Source organism: Sporomusa aerivorans, assembly GCF_041428895.1.
GTDB lineage: Bacteria > Bacillota > Negativicutes > Sporomusales > Sporomusaceae > Sporomusa > Sporomusa aerivorans.
Genome location: NZ_CP156926.1, coordinates 736,545 through 753,181, shown reverse-complemented (window position 1 = coordinate 753,181; position 16,637 = coordinate 736,545). Strand labels below are relative to the sequence as shown.

The window sequence follows — 16,637 nt, the reverse complement described above, 5'->3', positions numbered from 1 at the left end:
GTATTTTCCCTACTCTCCCGTTTCGGTGGCAACAGCGATTTTACGTATCCCGGTCTTTTTTAGTATATCTAGTATGCGAATGACAGTGCCGTATTCGGCCTGCCGGTCACCACGCAGCAAAAAAGCGGTTTCCGGATCACGGACAAGTTCAGCCTGAACCCTTGGGATCAGTAATTCGGGGGAGATTTCCTCCTGTTTGAAGACAAGCTTGCCAGGGGCGGTAACAGTAATTGGTACCAGCGAAGTTTGATCGGTCTGGCCGGCGGCTGCCTGCGGCAGCATTACCTGAATGGTATTTTGCTCAAACATATAGAGCGTGCTCATCATAAAAAACACTAATAAAAAGAAGATAATATCAATCATCGGAATGATCATGATTTTTGGTGAGCGCTCAATTTTCAGCCTGCCAAACCTCATACGGCCCTCCGGGGAACCTTTTGCACTACATGATTGGCGACCTTCTCCATATCGGCGATGATAGCATTTATCCGGTGGGAAAGATAACTGTGGGCAATGAGGGCCGCAATGGCTACCGTCAGGCCTGTGGCGGTTGCAATCAGGGCTTCCCCAACCCCGCCGGTAATAGCCAGCGGCTGTCCCTGTTTAAGACTGAGAACGTTAAAGGACAGAATCATCCCTGTTACCGTGCCTAATAAACCTAATAACGGCGCAAGCGTAACAATGGTTTCCAGATAGTCCAGCCGGCAGCGCAGCAGAGTGGCCACCGCCGCCGCCACGCCATCGAGAATTTGCTCCAATTGGGAACGGTCTTCAAAGGGCTGACTTAAGGCTTCTGCTAACATTTGCGCCGGAACTCCCCGGGAGTTTTCGCAAATTTGCCCGGCTTTTTCCCAGTCGCCGGCAGTAAGCGGCTCAGCCAGTACAGTTAGCAGCGTGTTCACATCAGACCGGGAATTGCGCAGGTACAGGCTCCGCTCAAGGGCAATGGCAATAACCAGGACAGAACAAAGTAGTAACGGATACATGACCAGACCGCCTTTAGAAAACACAGTCATGATTTGACTAAAAAACTCCACAAAGTTCACCTCTATCAGGATAAATAAAAAGAGGGCAAACGGCTGTTTAGTCTTTGCCCCTTTTTGCCTGCATTCAGCAGCCTGTTCTATAAGTAAAGACGGTTATTTTACAATACCTAACGCATATTTTAAGTTAACGAGGTTCATTTGCATCTCGGTGATGTAATTTTGTCCCTGGGCAATCTCGTCATCGGTTAACCCTTCGATAGGATTTAACACCAGCGTCTGAGCACCCGCTTCAGCGGCGATTACTTCAGATAGTCTTGGATTGACAAGTGTCTCGAAGAAAATATATTTTATGCCCTGTCTTTTAACGTACTCGATGGTTTCGGCCATTTTGGCGGCCGTAGGTTCAGCCTCGGGCGACAGCCCCATAATGGCAATTTGCTGAAACCCGTACCGCTTGGCCATATAACCAAAGGCGGCGTGTGAAGTTACAATTTCGTTGGTTTTTCTCCCCTGCAGACCCTCCACATATTGCTGATGAAGAGTATTCAGTTGTTGCTTGTAAGCTTCGGCATTTTTTTGATACTCCAGTTTATGGACCGGGTCAGACCCGGCAACCGCCTGCCGGATAGCGTCGACTATGGACATCACGTTCACCGGGTCCAGCCATATATGCGGATCAAGGTCACCTGCTTCCGCCGGACCGCCTTCCTCATCATACTGCGCGGCCAAAACCGGCACTGATTTGGCCGCATTAACCACTTTCTTGCCCTTCAATACCGTATTTTGAATTTTGTCAACCCAAGCTTCCAGGCCTGCCCCGTTGTAGATGAAAACATCACAATTTTGGATAGTAATCAGATCGGCTGGCGACGGTTCCCAATCGTGCGGTTCGACTCCGGCCGGCACTAACAATTTCACATCGGCGTTGCCGCCTGTGACCTGTTTCGTAAAATCATACAGGGGGTATATTGTGGTAACAATCACCGGCTTGGCACTGCCGGCCGCTGAGCATACCCCGGCTGCCAAGGACATGGCCAGCAGCGTCAGACATAACAGAATAGCAATTTTTCTCATGTACCGAATCCCTCTTTTCTTAAATAATAATATTACTATTTAGTTTCTTTATGTTTTATATTATAAATGTTAAAAAATTCCTGTCAAGTGATTTTGCTTATTAATTCCTTACTTTTGAAGACAGTGTATACCGGGCCGGATGAGAGGCCTGCAGTTGACGCCAGACAAAGGCGCTTACAAATATGGCCACCGCGATTAATACAATTGTGCCGCCGGAGGCCACTTTTAAAAAAAACGAGGCAACTAAACCCCCTGTTACCGATACTTCAGAAATGATAACGGCATAAAAAATTGTACTGCGGAAGCTGCGGGAGATTTGCAGACTGGCGGCAACGGGAATGACCATCAGCGCCGACACCAAAAGCACACCGACGATCCGCATGGCAACAGCGACCGTCAGAGCAGTGAGCACTGCCAGCACCATATTGATTTTTTTTACAGGCAGACCGCTCACCCTTGCCACTTCTTCATCAAAAGTCAAAAAAACCAATTCCTTATACACAAACAGAAGTATGCCGATAACACTTAAAGTCAGACAGGCAATCACCGCAAGGTCCTGGCCGGTCACTGTCACAATACTGCCGAATAAATAACTCATTAAATTAACATTGCTGCTTTTGATCAGGCTGCTGAGCAAAATAGCAGCCGCCATGCCGGTGTAAAAGAAAATGGCTAATATCATATCGGCAAAAGCCGGACGTCTGGCCCGTAATTCTTCAATGCCCAGAGCGGCGGCCACGGTCAGAACGGTAGCGCTGTACACCGGATAAATCCCCATAAACCAGCCGGCGGTTACCCCGGCAAAGGCAATATGCCCCAGACCGTCGCCAATCAGCGACTGCCGTCGTAAAATGAGAAAAATGCCGATCAGCGGGCAAATGATGCCGATAAGCAATCCGGACAGCAGCGCTCTTTGCATAAAATCATAAGCAAATATACTAAGCATGTTGTAATTCCCCCTGCGCCGCTGCCGGTGCAACACCGCTTACTGCCTGCTGATAGGTTGGGCTAAAGCCCGCCGCATTGCCATAGTATTGCAGTCCGTACTTAATATCCGCCACCTTGTCGGCATAGTGCAGGACATGATCCACGTCATGGGCAACCATAATGACTGATAAACCTAACTGAGTGTTCATGTTTTTTAATAAAGTATATATTTCATCCTTGGCCCGGCTATCAACCCCCGAAGTGGCCTCATCCAACACCAGCACTGCCGGCTTGGCCGCCAGCGCCCGGGCAATCAGCGTTCTTTGCAATTGTCCGCCGGACAGTTCCGCGATCATTTTATTCTGAAAATCTGTCAGCCCCACCATAGTAATAACCTCATCAACCAGCTCGTAATCCTCACGCTTTAATCTTCTGCCAAGCCCGAGCGGCGCCACCCGCCCCATCGCCACCACTTCCCGTATGGTAGCGGGAAATACTCGGTTATGAAAGGTCCCCTGGGGTATATAGCCTATTTTTGACCAGTTTTTAAAATGCCGGCAAGGCACTCCCAGCACCCGGATATCACCTGACTGCGGCTGCAAAAGCCCGACACATAATTTGAGCAAGGTAGACTTGCCAGCCCCATTGGGCCCGACAACCGCCACAAAGGCCCCGGCATCAATTGCTAAAGTAACGTTTGTCAAAACAGGGCTGCCCGCATAATAAGAAAAGGTAGCCTCGCTAAATTCAAATACCGCTGTCATTTTTATCCTCCCTGAGCTGTTTTTTTTGGCATTCGGCGCAATACCCATACGCTTCAAAAGAATGATTTACTACTTTAAAGCCATCACTGGCAAGCCGGACCATATTGTCCACCATTTCAGTACAATGGTCGATACACTCAATCTTACCGCAGGCCAGACAGACGGCATGCTGATGCGGCGAATCGGTAATCAGCTCATAGAGTGTCCGGTCGGATCTCGGATTGTTGATTTGATTTACAACACCCAGTTCAATAAGCAGCTTCAAATTCCGGTAGATAGTGTCTAAGCTTATATGTTCATTGGTCAGCCGAACTTTCCCGAAAATGACCGAGGCATCAGTAAAGCCGCCGCATTCTGACAAAGCATCGATCACCGCCCTGCGCTGAGGTGTCAGGCGATAACCCATTTCTCTTAGCGTACATACAATTCTATTCACAGCTCACTCCTAAATAGTAATATTACTATTTAAAATTATAACTAATTATTCATCAATCTGCAATATCTTACCAAAAATGCGACATAACTACGCTTAATGTACATATCATAAGTCGTACAAAATATAAAGAGACAGATTCCAAGGAACCTGTCTCTCAGGGTAAATTTACGCTTCAAAAAATAGATTGTTCTGATGATAAATATTTCTCGCCGAAATTACCTATTTTATCTGCGGCTTCCTGCCCAGGAAAAAGCACCGCCATACTTTCTCAGCTTGGTCACAATAGGCAGCACAATAGCCGATGCCACACCAATCTGGACGAGATTACCGGGTATCGATGTCATCGGTGCGAGCCAGTTGCCGTAAATAATCCCTTCGGCGCCATAATAACCAACTACTTTAATGATACACGCCATTGCCAAAGCCAGAACATACGCCTTGAGTGTCTGGTGCTTTTCGCCAATAGCGCCGACCGTATACCCCATGAGCCCGACAATGATCAGTGTAAAAGGCGCCCATAAAAACCAGCCGCCCACCACATCAAAAAGAGCCATGCCGATTCCTCCCGCTAAAGCTCCTAACCAGCGACCGTAAAGAACAGCGAGAATAAACAGAGGTACATTCCCCAAATGAATTAAACCGCCATTGGCGGCAATGGGAAGACGAACATTCACAAATGCCGTACATGTAAACACGAGCGCAATGCCCAATGCTGTATAGACCAGTTGTTTTGTTTGACTTAACGATTGTTGTTTCATACCGGTTTTTCCACCTTTCGCAATTTCTTAAAGCTTGAGATATGGATATTTTGCAACGCATAGTTGTATTATAAAACAAGTTTGACATCATTAAAATATGCAGATTATATATTCTGAATAGGTACAGTTAAAAATATAATGTGCCCCAAGCCGAAAGGTGGTTTTTTATTGCCATACTCTTTAATCCAATATGCCAAATAAAAACCGCGAAGTTACTTGCACAGTAACTTCGCGGTTGATAATAAATTATTCTTGGTTTATAAATTAGAAATATCATATACAAAATCATTGGTGTCTTCCCATTTACCCGCAATATTACCGGTATGTATTGCACTGTCATGGGCTTCCGTGCCACAAAGCCCATTACCATGTGCATACTTATTTATCTACGGACGGCCTAAACGCCTCCCTGCCAACACATTAAATCAGGGCTGGAAAAAACACGTCATGAATGAGCAATTCTTCTCTAACGCCATAAATTTTATGACGTACTCCTTTGGGTACTCTAACAGCCACTCCTGGGATTAATGGAAAATCGCCAACACCGTCAATCCACATAATTGCCTTGCCAGATAACGGGAAAAGAACATCATCTTGATTCGCATGAATATGTTCCGGCACTTCCACTCCCGGTGGTACCTTGACTAACATACAGGTAACGTCTATACAATGCTCTTTTCGGGAAATATAGGGTTTAATTTTTACCCCGGCGGCAGTCAAGTGATTTTCCCAGGGAATCTGCTCCAGGTCGAGACAACCTTCTGAGGATTTTTTTTTCAACTCCGACATAAAAATACCTCCAATTGTCAATTAATTTAAAAGCCTAGTTTGTCTCGCATATAATCTGATAGCAGTTCAGCCGTGTTGCCAGTAATCTTTATACAATTGCGTAAATGCTCCTTACTGTCAAACGAATGTGGATTAATAGCGCGACAACAGGTCGCACCAAATTTTTGCCGAAAAAGATCATGAAACTCTTGAGCGCTTGTATAAATCGGTTCTCTACTCTGCTCTTTATTATCGCGCCCCTGAATCATTCCAAGGACCATAATACCGCCAGCTAAAGCACCACAAAGACAGCCGGCATGTCCAAGGCCTCCGCCAAAGCCACTCGCCATCCTCAACGCGTCATCGGAAATATCCAGCTGCATAGCATTACGAAAAGCTCTAACAATGGCTTCGGCGCAATTATAGCCTTCTCGAAAATACTGGCCGGCAGCTTGCTTCATAAAATCTTTGTCGACAACGTGTCCCTGCAGTACAAGAATATCACCCTGTCTTACGCTTTCCATTTTTGATTCCGCATTATATTGTTTTGTCATATTTGTCTCCTCCTTACTGATTAATAGTAAGCATCGTTTTTAATGGTGAAACAGTACATTTCTTTAAGGTGTTGCGACAGATTGTGCCCCGGCGCGTCCTACCTCTTCCCATTAGCCATCTGCCATGATTCCGGATGGTTACGCAGCAGCAGCATACAAACACCGCCTAAAAAAGGTCCAATAGCCAGGAAAGAAAATGCCCACCCCCAATTGTAATGATCTACGAGCAATCCAAATAAACGCGGCGTAATTACAGTGATGCCAAAACCGAGTACAGACTGCAATCCTAAAGCGGAACCCATGGCATAGGCTGGCACTAATTCAGTAAGTCCAGCCTTGTATATAGCCGAGTCGGCTACAATAAAAAAACCATATATAAGACCAACTATGATTAACAAATACAAAGAAAACTCAGCTAGCCATCCGAACAATAAAGCACAGCATCCGCTTATAAGCATTAGTGTTGTGGCAGAAAGACACCGACCATATCTGTCTGACACCCAGCCTCCCAATCCGGGAGAAATGCCTCCCATTGCAGTACAGGCCGCTGCGATTCCCCCTCCGTAACCTATAGCAACGGAAGTTTCATATCCATGAAGCGTGAAAGCGTAAGTCATATAGGCGCCAAGCCACCCCCAAAAAGCGTACAATTCCCACATATGGCCTATATAACCCGTTATAATTAACCAAAAAGCCTTACTGCCTAGCGTAAGAGCAGATTTATTTTCTACTTTAACCAACGGTGCCGTACCAAAAGACGCCTTTTTTTCGGCTACGAAAAAAAATACCGCCAATGCTGATGGAAAAGCCCAAATTGTTGTCCAGAACAACCCTGTTTGCCATGAATATGCTACTGCTAAGGCAGAGGTAAGATAGTAGGCACCCGCATAAGCCAATACAGTAGAGCAAGTAAAAATGCCAATGATTCGCCCCCTGTCCTGTCCCGGATACCATGAGCTAAGGATTTTTATCCCTGGTATATAAAGCCCGCCTTGACCCAATCTGGCTAAAGTCCGCCACAAAAGTGCCGATTGATAGTCATAAGCAAAAAATACAAATCCGATACCTGCTAGCCCTGTCTCAATCGCACTAAGGGCAAAAATCAAACGACCACCATATTTATCAGTGAGCCAGCCGGTAAATATCACGGCTATGACATAACCTAATTGAAAGGCTGATAGCAGCGCACCCGCCTGATCATTGGATATCGACCATTCTGTACGAAGAATAGGAATAACAGCTGCAAAATTATACCAGATCAGCATTGCACCAATTTGACAAAGGCAAAGTACCCAAAGGATCCGATGTTTTTTATTGTCTTCGGTCAAACTATCTTCTCCCCAATCTCATTGTCTTATATATTTATTCAGTCAGTCATTAGGAACAATACCAGCAGTCTCCATAGCCGCTCGCCATTCTCTACTCTCCATTAATTAATACCAGTCTACATTTTAGTAAAAAAATATGGACAACTGCAAATGTGCGGTTGATTTCTCAGCATATCAACCGCACTTCCCGCAGTTTTAGTAATCAGTCTAATATTGGCAAAGCTCACACCTGCCAACCACTTTAATGATAAGTATCATATTTTCTTTACATACAGTATGATTGCCATAATACAACCCACAATACTGCAGCCGATGAGGTAAGACAGTCCGCCTGCATAAGTGCCGGTAAAAGCAATCAATCCACCGATCGCAACAGGTGCCAATGCAGATACGCCATTTGAGAGTCCATTCATCAGACCGGCCGCCGAGGCAACTCCTTTGCTGGGAACAACGCTTTGCATCACCGTCCAGGAAGCAGGACCTCCCAGTCCAACAGCCCCTCCTCCCAGAACCATAAACGCTGCGGCAATATTATTATCTGCGATTTGTGTCGCAAAAAAGACACCCACACCGACTCCGACCATTTCAAAGATCAGGATCAATGATCTCCGAGGCAGTTTATCGGCAAGATATCCGGATAAAATTTTTGTCCCGACCGCGAGAATAAAAGGCAGAGACGACAAAATTCCCATAGCCGTCCACGAGAATCCTCTGGCCTCTTTAAAATAGCTTGGCAGCCAGGTCATGGTACCAAATAAGATCGAAACATGCATCATATAGAAACAAGTCAACAACCAAAAATTACGATTATCAGCGAATGATTTGAAGGCAGCAACAATACCCTGCTTTTCTTCGCCCGACTGTTTTTCTCCTGTGGCAGCCTCTTCTTTTGCTTGACCTGCCTCAATGTACTCCCTTTCCAGTCGGTTTGTGCGTCTACTTTGGCTCGGACTGTCGGCCGTATACCACCATACCATTAACAACGGAACGAGACTCAGCGCAGCAAGAATAAAGAAACTCATACGCCAGCCAGAAAGATGAATAATCCAAGTAAAAAACGGCATGGCTATGGCCGGTGCTACAGCCATGCCTGTCTGCCATACGGCATTAGCTTTTCCCCGTTCCTGTGGCGGAAACCACTGTTTTACAAACTTACTCTGCATGGGAAAGTGCATAGCTTCGCCTAATCCAAGCAGTACCCGTGAGATGGTGATTATCGCGTATGTCGGCGCCAAGCCCCCGATCACCATCGAAATAATCCAAATAACAATACAGACTGCCATGGCCTTACGGGGCCCAAAAATATCGCCTAAGGGGCTGAGTATTACGTTACCGACACCATAGGCAATTAAGAATGTTGTCATCAGCATTCCTTTTGCCACCGCACCTGAGATGCCCATTGCAGTTAAAAAAGCTGGATCAACCACTAGAACTGAAACATTTACACGGTCAAGATAGGAGAAAAATACTGCAATAAACAAGACGACTGCCACTAACCAACGCTGATTGGTAGGTTTTAATTGGGTTGCAATATTGGGATTTTCCATGTTCATCTTTTCCATCTACATCCTTCCATTAATTTTAATTTCAATGATCGAATTCAGTTCTAGAGATCAAAGTCCCCAGTTGCCAGTACAAAGTCCTGTAAAAATTATTTTAATTCTGTACCTGAAACTTAGTTTTCTTTAACTTATCGCAATTGATTGTAGACAGAGATAGACGTTTGCTATTTTGCATTCTCTGTGCACCAAGAATTTATTGTGTTTTCTGTTAATTTTTAATCCACTGCCTGGTAGATTGATTACCACATACATTCGTTTATTAATCCTGCCTGAAATGATTCCGCGGTAAATAAGATTTTTCCATTTTTATCGGCAAGGTATATCTTTATGCAATATTAATTAAAAAGTATGAGCCCATTGTTCAGGAACCGTTATAATTTAATTGTCCGAATCAAAATAAGCGAAAGCCCCTAAACAATGAGCTACTCCATCTGCTATCAGCTCAATAACAACAAGACTATCGCTCGCACAAAATATAAGCGCGCGTTATCTTGAAGGTTACCGTATTGGACTTTCATCTATCTCAACCGTAAGTTTTAGCAGCAGCTACTGTAACAATTGTAGATTTAGCAATTGCTTCAGGTGTCAATTCCTGACCGATTCCGGGCAGATCAGGAACTTTGTATTTACCATTAACAGGCTGATAATCGTATAGGCATGTTGCCCGGCTTTCAGAATTTAGAGCTCTTTGGTGATGCTCATGAATAATGAAGTTTGGAATAACTGCTTCTATTTGCAGAGCCGCAGCTTTAGAAATAGGACTTCCGCAAACATGAATCTGAACAGCGCAATCATACGTATATGCCATATCACAAATTTTCTTTGCTTCGGTAATACCGCCACAAAGACAAATATCCGGCTGAATAACATGAAGAGATCTATTTTCTAAGAACTCTCGGTAGCCAAATCTTGTATAGATCCTTTCACCAGAAGCTATAGGGATATTAACATTGTTCTTAACTTCCAGCATTGATTTTGCATTCAATGGGTGGCACGGTTCTTCATAATAGAATATCCGCAGATCTTCAAGGGCTTTACCGATTTGAATCGCTGCTATTGTATCGGTATTCGAATGGTGCTCGATAATAATATCCAAATCATCGCCACCGGCTTTACGCATCGCTGCAACCCGGTCATATACGGTCTTAATCACCTTGTTCTCCAAAGGCCCGGTAATCTTCCAAGGTCCTTTACCATCCGGCTGATTGCTTAAGATAATCGGATCAACTTTAACAGCGTCGTAGCCTTCTGCCATGGCAACTTTGGTAACCTCTGCATATTCCTCTGGCTCAATGAGTGCTTCTTTGGTAAAGTTAGAGCCCCAATTATACTGCAGTTGACTAGCGTATGTGCGGAGGTTGTCATTCGTTTTTCCGCCTAATAATTGCCAAACCGGAAGATTAAACGCTTTCCCTTTAATATCCCACAGGGCGATATCAATACCACTGATACCGGCATTGACGACAGTTCCACCGCCCATACCCCAGAATGTTTTTCTAAATATTTTTTCCCATATCTTTTCGATATTCAGGGGATCTTCTCCGATAATAACCTCAGCAAAGTCTTGCACCATGCCAAAACCAGCCCGCCACCCCTTACCGTATGCAAGGCCAACTTCACCGAAACCGCTGATACCTTCGTCTGTATTAACACGTACAATAACCGGGCACCAGGTTCCCCTTGACGAACCAGAATTTCCACTTGGAACCTGCATCACATCAACGCTAACGATTTTCATAAATACATCCTCCCCTTGTTGAATATACTCTCTCGGAATCCGAGAGGCTCTATGAATCAAGGCTCGCCTTATTCGCGACTACAGTTGCGAATAAGTTAAAACCAGAACCCCGTGCCGAAAAAAATTAGCTTCCCTATTAACATTGCAGATTACTCAGCGCTTTCTGGCAGATATCCTACCCAATTTCTTGTTTGTCTCGATTTTCCTTGAAAAAGGCGAAAGCAATAATACCTAATATTAATCCGCAAGCCGGGATAATAAATGCTGATTGGTAGGCTGCCAACGGATATACGCCCGAAGCAAGCGGCACATAAGAATTAATAACCTTTCCCATAACATATTGGTAAAATGCACCGCCGGAAAAGAGGAAAATATTTAATGCGCCTACAGCAGTCCCCGCAAATCGCGGCTCATAAATTTCTTGAGCGCAAACGAAGCAAGAAACAAAGGTCCCCCCGGAAACCCCATACCAGAAGAACAACGCATATAGTGTTACAATGGATAAACTGTCGGTAAAAAACGTTAGGGGAATATAGCTTAAGGTGTGGAGAATGCATCCCCACAATAAAACTTTCTTGCGGGATTTCAAAATTTTGTCCGATACATATCCCGATAGCGGGCAACCAAAAACCATACCGAGAGGAAACATCATGAGAATATTGCCTGCTATTTGTTTGGAAACTCCGTAAATATTCTGTAAATACGGGCCAGCCCATAATGAACCGACCCCCATGAAAGTGCCATAAAAGGAGAAAAGCAGCAGCCCAAGCAAATAGAACTTTTTATTACCAAAAACCACTTGTATTGCTTCACGCAAAGAAGTTTTTTTATTAACAGCCTTCGTCGCTGGTCCAGACATTTCTTGGAAAGAGGGGAAACCCAATTCATTAGGTTTGTTCCGGATCACTCGATAGGCGATCACGCTGGCAACCATCGTCAATACGGCTACCAGACTAAAAGAATTCCGCCAACCGATACTGCCCATAAGAAAAACCAAAGGAGTAGTAGATATAAGGGCTCCAACATTTCCGACAGCTAACAATACTCCGGAATATGTAGCTAGTTCATCAGGCTTGTACCAATCAGCCAGAATCCTCATAGCTGCTACATATACGACACCAACACCAAAGCCTATCATAAATCTTCCCCAGGCCATGCTCATTACATCGTTAGCCAAGGAAAAAACAAACCCTCCGATCCCTGCAAGAAAAACAAATGCAGCTATCGTCTTACGCGGTCCCCAAGAATCAGCTAATAACCCTGACGGTAAAGCGGTTGCTGCATATGCCCAGAAATACATAGAGCCGATAAAGCCCAATGCAGATGGCTCTAGAGAAAATTCCTTAATGATTTCCGGTCCTACCACCGCCGGCGCTGCCCTATGAAAATAGGAAATCAGGTATGTGGCGGAGATGACGAGAAAAATCCATAATCGATACTGCTTCATTTTGTCAATTAATTCTGCATTATTTACAACATGGTTTACTCCATACTTCATGCTTAGAATATCCTCCTTAGTTCAACTATACATGATGATCGAAATATCACCGCTCTTTTCCGATTTGCTACTCTGAAATATGATCATTCGTAGATTGTATAACTTCACTTTAGCTGATGCACAACGCCGGCATTCTGGCATTCCAGTATATTTTTCACCGATTGGCATTCTGGCATTCCAATCGGATTAAAAAATTTTAGCCTATCTTTTATTCACCCAAAACGCTTTAACATCACACATACAATCATTGACTACTACACACATCACTTTGGACAACAGTGTCATGCTGGCATTTCGCATGTTCAAAAATCTTTTATCATGTTTTCAATTCACGCAAATGCTCTAACATCTCACGCACCGCTTCATCGGCATTTTGTTCTTTTATCGCTTGATAAATCCGTTTGTGGCTACACAATGCAATATCTTGTTGAGCAATTTCCCTAAGAGATTTTTGGCGGGAAAACAACAACAAGGCCATCAAAAATTCATTGACCTTGACAATAACATCATTGCCCGCCGCAACAATTATTGCTGTGTGAAAACGTATCGATGCATTACTCACATCTTTTTTCATGGTAATATTTCTTTCCATCTCAAGCAGAGCATCTTCCATCATATCCAGATCATTTTTTGTCCGACGCTGTGCGGCGAGTCGAACTGCCTGAAGTTCAATCGCTTCACGGGCTTCAAGCAAATCTTTCAATCCGGACTGCGGATTCAGCACTAAAAATCCAATATTATTTAATAAATGTTTGATATCAATTTGTTGTACGCATACCCCTTTACCACGGATATACTTGACAACACCTAAAAATTCTAATATCTTAATCGCTTGACTTACAGGCATCCGGCTCACGTTAAATAATTGCGCCAATTCCCGTTCCGATGGAAGTGCTTCACCTTCTTTAATATAGCCTTTCATGATCCACATGCGAATACGTTCTACAATTTGAGCATAAAGCATTTCCGAGTTTCCAGTTAATTTATTCAATTCTTGTTCTTCCTGCGGAATAGATAACATATTAACAGTCCTTCTTTGAGCATATTGGAATTCCGGCATTCCACTTTGTAAGTTAATTATATTCCAGTAATATCTATTTGTCAAACTAGTTTTACATTTTGCAACTTAATTTGTCCTAAACAAACAGAAAATTGTCTAAAAAAGGAAGAACCAGCCATGATGTCGCTAAACACCGCAACTAGTTCTTATCTTATCCTTCCTGTCCAATTATAAGAAAAGAATTTCATATTTTTTCGTAAGAAAACTATCTAATCGGCCAGTTGGTTTGACGCAGGGGCTCTATTTATAGGTAAAACGATTCACAAGCTTAGATAGCTCCTCGGCCATATGGGCAAGCTCCTGGCTGGATGCGGCAATTTCTTCCACCGACGCTGACTGTTGCTGAGTAGACGCGGAAATTGTTTCGCTTTGAGCGGCAGTCGTCTTTGTTACATTCTCGACTTTTTGATTCGCTCCCATAAGTTTGCTGCTGCTGGCAGCAGTATCTTCCAAGAGTTGCCTGCTTTGAATTACTTGCTCCAGTACCTTCTTTACTAAGACAACAATGTCATGAAAAGCTTCACCTGTAGTTTTTATGACCGCTACACCGCTCTGAACCTCGCTGGAACCAGATTCCATAGTCTTGACGGCCTTATCTGTTTCACTCTGAATCATGGAAATGATTTCACTGACTTGTTTTGCCGCCTCACCCGATTGTTCAGCTAATTTCCGTACTTCTTCAGCTACTACCGCGAATCCTTTGCCTGCTTCACCAGCGCGGGCAGCCTCGATTGCTGCATTCAATGCCAGAAGATTTGTCTGACTTGCCAACGACGTAATAGTACTGACAATTTGGCCGATTGTATGGGAATGCCGGCCTAATTCAGCGACTGCAGCAGCGGAACAAGTAACCGTTTTCTCAATGTTCTCCATTTGATTTACCGCCAAAAAGATTTGCTTTTCGCCTTGCGTTGCAGTTTCTGCCGATTGCTCTGCCGCATCAGCTGCTTGTCGCACATTAGAAGCCGCATTGTTAATATCCTCAGACATTTGCTGGACTAGGGTATTCATTTCATTTACGATATAATTTTGTTTCGCAGTTTCTTCCGCAATATTGGTAACAGCATCTGCTATATGACTTGCTGCTTGTGCCGATTGTTCTGAAGTGGCTGTTAACTGCTGACTGGATGCAGTAACCTTCTCAGAAGAAACAGACACTTTTTGAACCAGTAACTGCAAACTCTTAACCATAGCACTAAAGTTTTCCGCCAACAATCCAATTTCATCATTTGAGTTATTATCAACTGTTACCACAAGATTGCCATTTTTCACTTCATTCGTAGCCGCTACTAAACTTAAAATCGGCTTTAGCATTTTTTTGGCGAATAAATATCCAATGGCAACTACAATACATATCGTCACGATTAATATTGTTGTATCTGTTATTGTCAACTTACGTACTTGAGCTGTATATCTGTCATAGGATTGCTCGATACAAATCCCCCATCCGGTATACGGATCCCGTACATAGCTTACCATTCGCTTCTCGCCGTTATTACCCGTGATATCCATGTTCCCTTCTTGGCCGCTTAATACCTGTTGTACATAGTTAAGCTGCGCTACATCTTTTCGCTCTTCTACAACCTCTTTATCCGGGTGGGCAAGAATTTTTCCCTCCCTGTCCACAATGTAAGCCTTATCCCCATTTTTTGAGCGTTCCGCAATAAAACCACTTAAAGTAGTCAAATCCAGTGAGCCTTGCACAGCTCCGATTACAGCACCTGATTGATTTTTTATAGGTGTCGCTAAAATTACCATTGGGTGTCCATTAGTTTGCCCAATTAGAACGTCTGAAACAACATCATCTGAACCTTGCATTATTTCCTTAAAATAGGGGCGCTTTGATACATCCGGCAAACGATTATTATCATCTCTTACGATATGCATTCCCTGCCCGTTAACAATTGCAATTGGTGAAATGTCAGTATATACTTTCGCCGCATTAACGAGCACCTCTTTGCCGGAAACAATATCCATATTTTTCGCGCTAGCAGAGTTAGCAATGGCTTTAAGCCCGTAAATATTCTTCTGGAGCAAAGAATTCACTTCCAGCCGCAGACTGCCAGCCTTTGAAATTCCGACACTTTGATATTCGTCTTGCATAGTATTGCTAATTTGCCAATAAGCAAAAAATGATAAGATACATAGTGGAATAATACCAACTGAAACTAATAGTATCATTAATTTACGTTTCATAATTTCACCTATCCCTCTTGAAAAATCAAAATTACCATCCTGCCTACATATGCATTTTTTCGGCATTCCGGAATGCCATTTTTGTCTATACTATACCTTTTTACCCTCCTGCCTACATATGCATTTTTTATGGCATTCCGGAATGCCATTTTTGTCTATACTATACCTTTTATTTTTTTAACTGTCTTCTTAATTCAATTCTTATAATCTCCTCCCTTTTCCCTATAGGTCATTCACATCATTATATTTGATATTTATAGAGTTTTAGACGAATGCGTCTAAAACTTCCATTTACAAATATTATTTGGTGCTTCGCAACGCATCACTCGATTCATGGGATCCATGCCACGGATGCTGCCTGTCAAATCTTTAACCCTGCTGATGCGCTGATACCATAGACAACTTTTCCATAACAGGAAATCCCTTCACACTTATTGATTTTACGTTCCCCCCAATATCCATCTTTTATCAATATATCATCAAAAAACTCCCTAACTTCACTCAGTCCTGTCCTCCTCTCAATAAAACCTGATGTACTGGTGTCAAATTATGGCTATCTCTTTTCCTTTTAAAAAATTATTTGTCTCATAATAAACAATATATTAAATTATGCGTTATTTCAAGTATTATTATATATATTAATGGGCTTCACGGCTTGTATTTGCCCCAGGGTGTCGTTACCCTGTCTACAAAAATTCCGAAAGCCGGCGCTAAAAAGGCCGCCGCAATACGGGTAACCAAGAATAGCCCAGCTACATAAGCCGGGCTAATTTTCATGATGTCCGTATAGAAATAAAGCATGAACAGCTGAATGACCTGTGTGTGAATGGTCCCTGTCCCGCCGGTGACGCTAGCGGCAATTTTTTCACCAAACGTAAGCTTTCGGTCTGCAGCCGCAAAGGCACTTACGTTTTTAGTGTTTTCACCTGAAATCATACTAGTAGTGCTCCTTTTATACAGCTAAATGCCGGCAGCAGCCATGCAGCCC

General features: G+C 43.6%; 16 protein-coding genes. All 16 read right to left on the bottom strand.

What is annotated here, in order from left to right:
- Positions 1 to 9 precede the first annotated feature (9 nt).
- Entirely contained in the window at positions 10 to 417 is a 408-nt protein-coding gene (locus SATMO3_RS03440; protein WP_371377506.1) for an ExbD/TolR family protein, read from the bottom strand.
- Positions 414 to 1,037: a MotA/TolQ/ExbB proton channel family protein gene (locus SATMO3_RS03435; RefSeq protein WP_371377503.1), complete on the bottom strand. Its 624-nt coding sequence runs from the start codon at positions 1,035 to 1,037 to the stop codon at positions 414 to 416. Before SATMO3_RS03435 ends, SATMO3_RS03440 begins: the two co-directional genes overlap by 4 nt.
- Positions 1,038 to 1,139: 102 nt before the next feature.
- Positions 1,140 to 2,060, bottom strand: a complete 921-nt coding sequence (locus tag SATMO3_RS03430) for a metal ABC transporter substrate-binding protein (RefSeq protein WP_371377500.1) — start codon at positions 2,058 to 2,060, stop codon at positions 1,140 to 1,142.
- A gap of 100 nt (positions 2,061 to 2,160) precedes the next feature.
- A complete protein-coding gene (locus SATMO3_RS03425; protein ID WP_371377498.1) occupies positions 2,161 to 3,006 on the bottom strand; it encodes a metal ABC transporter permease in 846 nt (281 codons plus the stop codon).
- Positions 2,999 to 3,751 carry a metal ABC transporter ATP-binding protein gene (locus tag SATMO3_RS03420; protein WP_371377496.1) on the bottom strand — a complete coding sequence of 251 codons (753 nt, stop codon included), beginning with the start codon at positions 3,749 to 3,751 and terminating at the stop codon, positions 2,999 to 3,001. Before SATMO3_RS03420 ends, SATMO3_RS03425 begins: the two co-directional genes overlap by 8 nt.
- Positions 3,735 to 4,187, bottom strand: coding sequence for a Fur family transcriptional regulator (locus tag SATMO3_RS03415; RefSeq protein ID WP_371377493.1), 453 nt, complete (start codon positions 4,185 to 4,187; stop codon positions 3,735 to 3,737). Before SATMO3_RS03415 ends, SATMO3_RS03420 begins: the two co-directional genes overlap by 17 nt.
- Before the next feature lie 224 nt (positions 4,188 to 4,411).
- Positions 4,412 to 4,945: an ECF transporter S component gene (locus SATMO3_RS03410; protein WP_371377490.1), complete on the bottom strand. Its 534-nt coding sequence runs from the start codon at positions 4,943 to 4,945 to the stop codon at positions 4,412 to 4,414.
- A 420-nt stretch (positions 4,946 to 5,365) separates the two neighbouring features.
- Positions 5,366 to 5,734 (bottom strand): cupin domain-containing protein, encoded by a 369-nt coding sequence (locus SATMO3_RS03405; RefSeq protein WP_371377488.1) that lies wholly within the window; start codon positions 5,732 to 5,734, stop codon positions 5,366 to 5,368.
- Positions 5,735 to 5,760: 26 nt separating this feature from the next.
- Entirely contained in the window at positions 5,761 to 6,267 is a 507-nt protein-coding gene (locus SATMO3_RS03400) for a C-GCAxxG-C-C family (seleno)protein (RefSeq protein WP_371377485.1), read from the bottom strand.
- A gap of 98 nt (positions 6,268 to 6,365) precedes the next feature.
- A complete protein-coding gene (locus SATMO3_RS03395; protein ID WP_371377482.1) occupies positions 6,366 to 7,595 on the bottom strand; it encodes an MFS transporter in 1,230 nt (409 codons plus the stop codon).
- A gap of 254 nt (positions 7,596 to 7,849) precedes the next feature.
- Positions 7,850 to 9,157 carry an MFS transporter gene (locus tag SATMO3_RS03390; RefSeq protein ID WP_371377479.1) on the bottom strand — a complete coding sequence of 436 codons (1,308 nt, stop codon included), beginning with the start codon at positions 9,155 to 9,157 and terminating at the stop codon, positions 7,850 to 7,852.
- A gap of 523 nt (positions 9,158 to 9,680) precedes the next feature.
- Complete coding sequence (locus SATMO3_RS03385) at positions 9,681 to 10,895, bottom strand: mandelate racemase/muconate lactonizing enzyme family protein (protein ID WP_371377476.1); 1,215 nt, start codon at positions 10,893 to 10,895, stop codon at positions 9,681 to 9,683.
- A gap of 175 nt (positions 10,896 to 11,070) precedes the next feature.
- Entirely contained in the window at positions 11,071 to 12,393 is a 1,323-nt protein-coding gene (locus SATMO3_RS03380) for an MFS transporter (protein WP_371377474.1), read from the bottom strand.
- A 316-nt stretch (positions 12,394 to 12,709) separates the two neighbouring features.
- Positions 12,710 to 13,414: a FadR/GntR family transcriptional regulator gene (locus SATMO3_RS03375; protein ID WP_371377472.1), complete on the bottom strand. Its 705-nt coding sequence runs from the start codon at positions 13,412 to 13,414 to the stop codon at positions 12,710 to 12,712.
- Positions 13,415 to 13,693: 279 nt separating this feature from the next.
- A complete protein-coding gene (locus SATMO3_RS03370; protein ID WP_371377469.1) occupies positions 13,694 to 15,649 on the bottom strand; it encodes a methyl-accepting chemotaxis protein in 1,956 nt (651 codons plus the stop codon).
- 648 nt (positions 15,650 to 16,297) lie between these two features.
- Positions 16,298 to 16,585: an MFS transporter gene (locus SATMO3_RS03365; RefSeq protein ID WP_371377466.1), complete on the bottom strand. Its 288-nt coding sequence runs from the start codon at positions 16,583 to 16,585 to the stop codon at positions 16,298 to 16,300.
- Positions 16,586 to 16,637 lie beyond the last annotated feature (52 nt).

What these genes read in the sequence shown, in the direction of transcription:
- SATMO3_RS03440 (WP_371377506.1), bottom strand. Translation starts at nt 417, where the DNA reads ATGAGGTTTGGCAGGCTGAAAATTGAGCGCTCACCAAAAATCATGATC.
- SATMO3_RS03430 (WP_371377500.1), bottom strand. Translation starts at nt 2,060, where the DNA reads ATGAGAAAAATTGCTATTCTGTTATGTCTGACGCTGCTGGCCATGTCC.
- SATMO3_RS03425 (WP_371377498.1), bottom strand. Translation starts at nt 3,006, where the DNA reads ATGCTTAGTATATTTGCTTATGATTTTATGCAAAGAGCGCTGCTGTCC.
- SATMO3_RS03420 (WP_371377496.1), bottom strand. Translation starts at nt 3,751, where the DNA reads ATGACAGCGGTATTTGAATTTAGCGAGGCTACCTTTTCTTATTATGCG.
- SATMO3_RS03410 (WP_371377490.1), bottom strand. Translation starts at nt 4,945, where the DNA reads ATGAAACAACAATCGTTAAGTCAAACAAAACAACTGGTCTATACAGCA.
- SATMO3_RS03405 (WP_371377488.1), bottom strand. Translation starts at nt 5,734, where the DNA reads ATGTCGGAGTTGAAAAAAAAATCCTCAGAAGGTTGTCTCGACCTGGAG.
- SATMO3_RS03400 (WP_371377485.1), bottom strand. Translation starts at nt 6,267, where the DNA reads ATGACAAAACAATATAATGCGGAATCAAAAATGGAAAGCGTAAGACAG.
- SATMO3_RS03390 (WP_371377479.1), bottom strand. Translation starts at nt 9,157, where the DNA reads ATGGAAAAGATGAACATGGAAAATCCCAATATTGCAACCCAATTAAAA.
- SATMO3_RS03385 (WP_371377476.1), bottom strand. Translation starts at nt 10,895, where the DNA reads ATGAAAATCGTTAGCGTTGATGTGATGCAGGTTCCAAGTGGAAATTCT.
- SATMO3_RS03380 (WP_371377474.1), bottom strand. Translation starts at nt 12,393, where the DNA reads ATGAAGTATGGAGTAAACCATGTTGTAAATAATGCAGAATTAATTGAC.
- SATMO3_RS03375 (WP_371377472.1), bottom strand. Translation starts at nt 13,414, where the DNA reads ATGTTATCTATTCCGCAGGAAGAACAAGAATTGAATAAATTAACTGGA.
- SATMO3_RS03370 (WP_371377469.1), bottom strand. Translation starts at nt 15,649, where the DNA reads ATGAAACGTAAATTAATGATACTATTAGTTTCAGTTGGTATTATTCCA.
- SATMO3_RS03365 (WP_371377466.1), bottom strand. Translation starts at nt 16,585, where the DNA reads ATGATTTCAGGTGAAAACACTAAAAACGTAAGTGCCTTTGCGGCTGCA.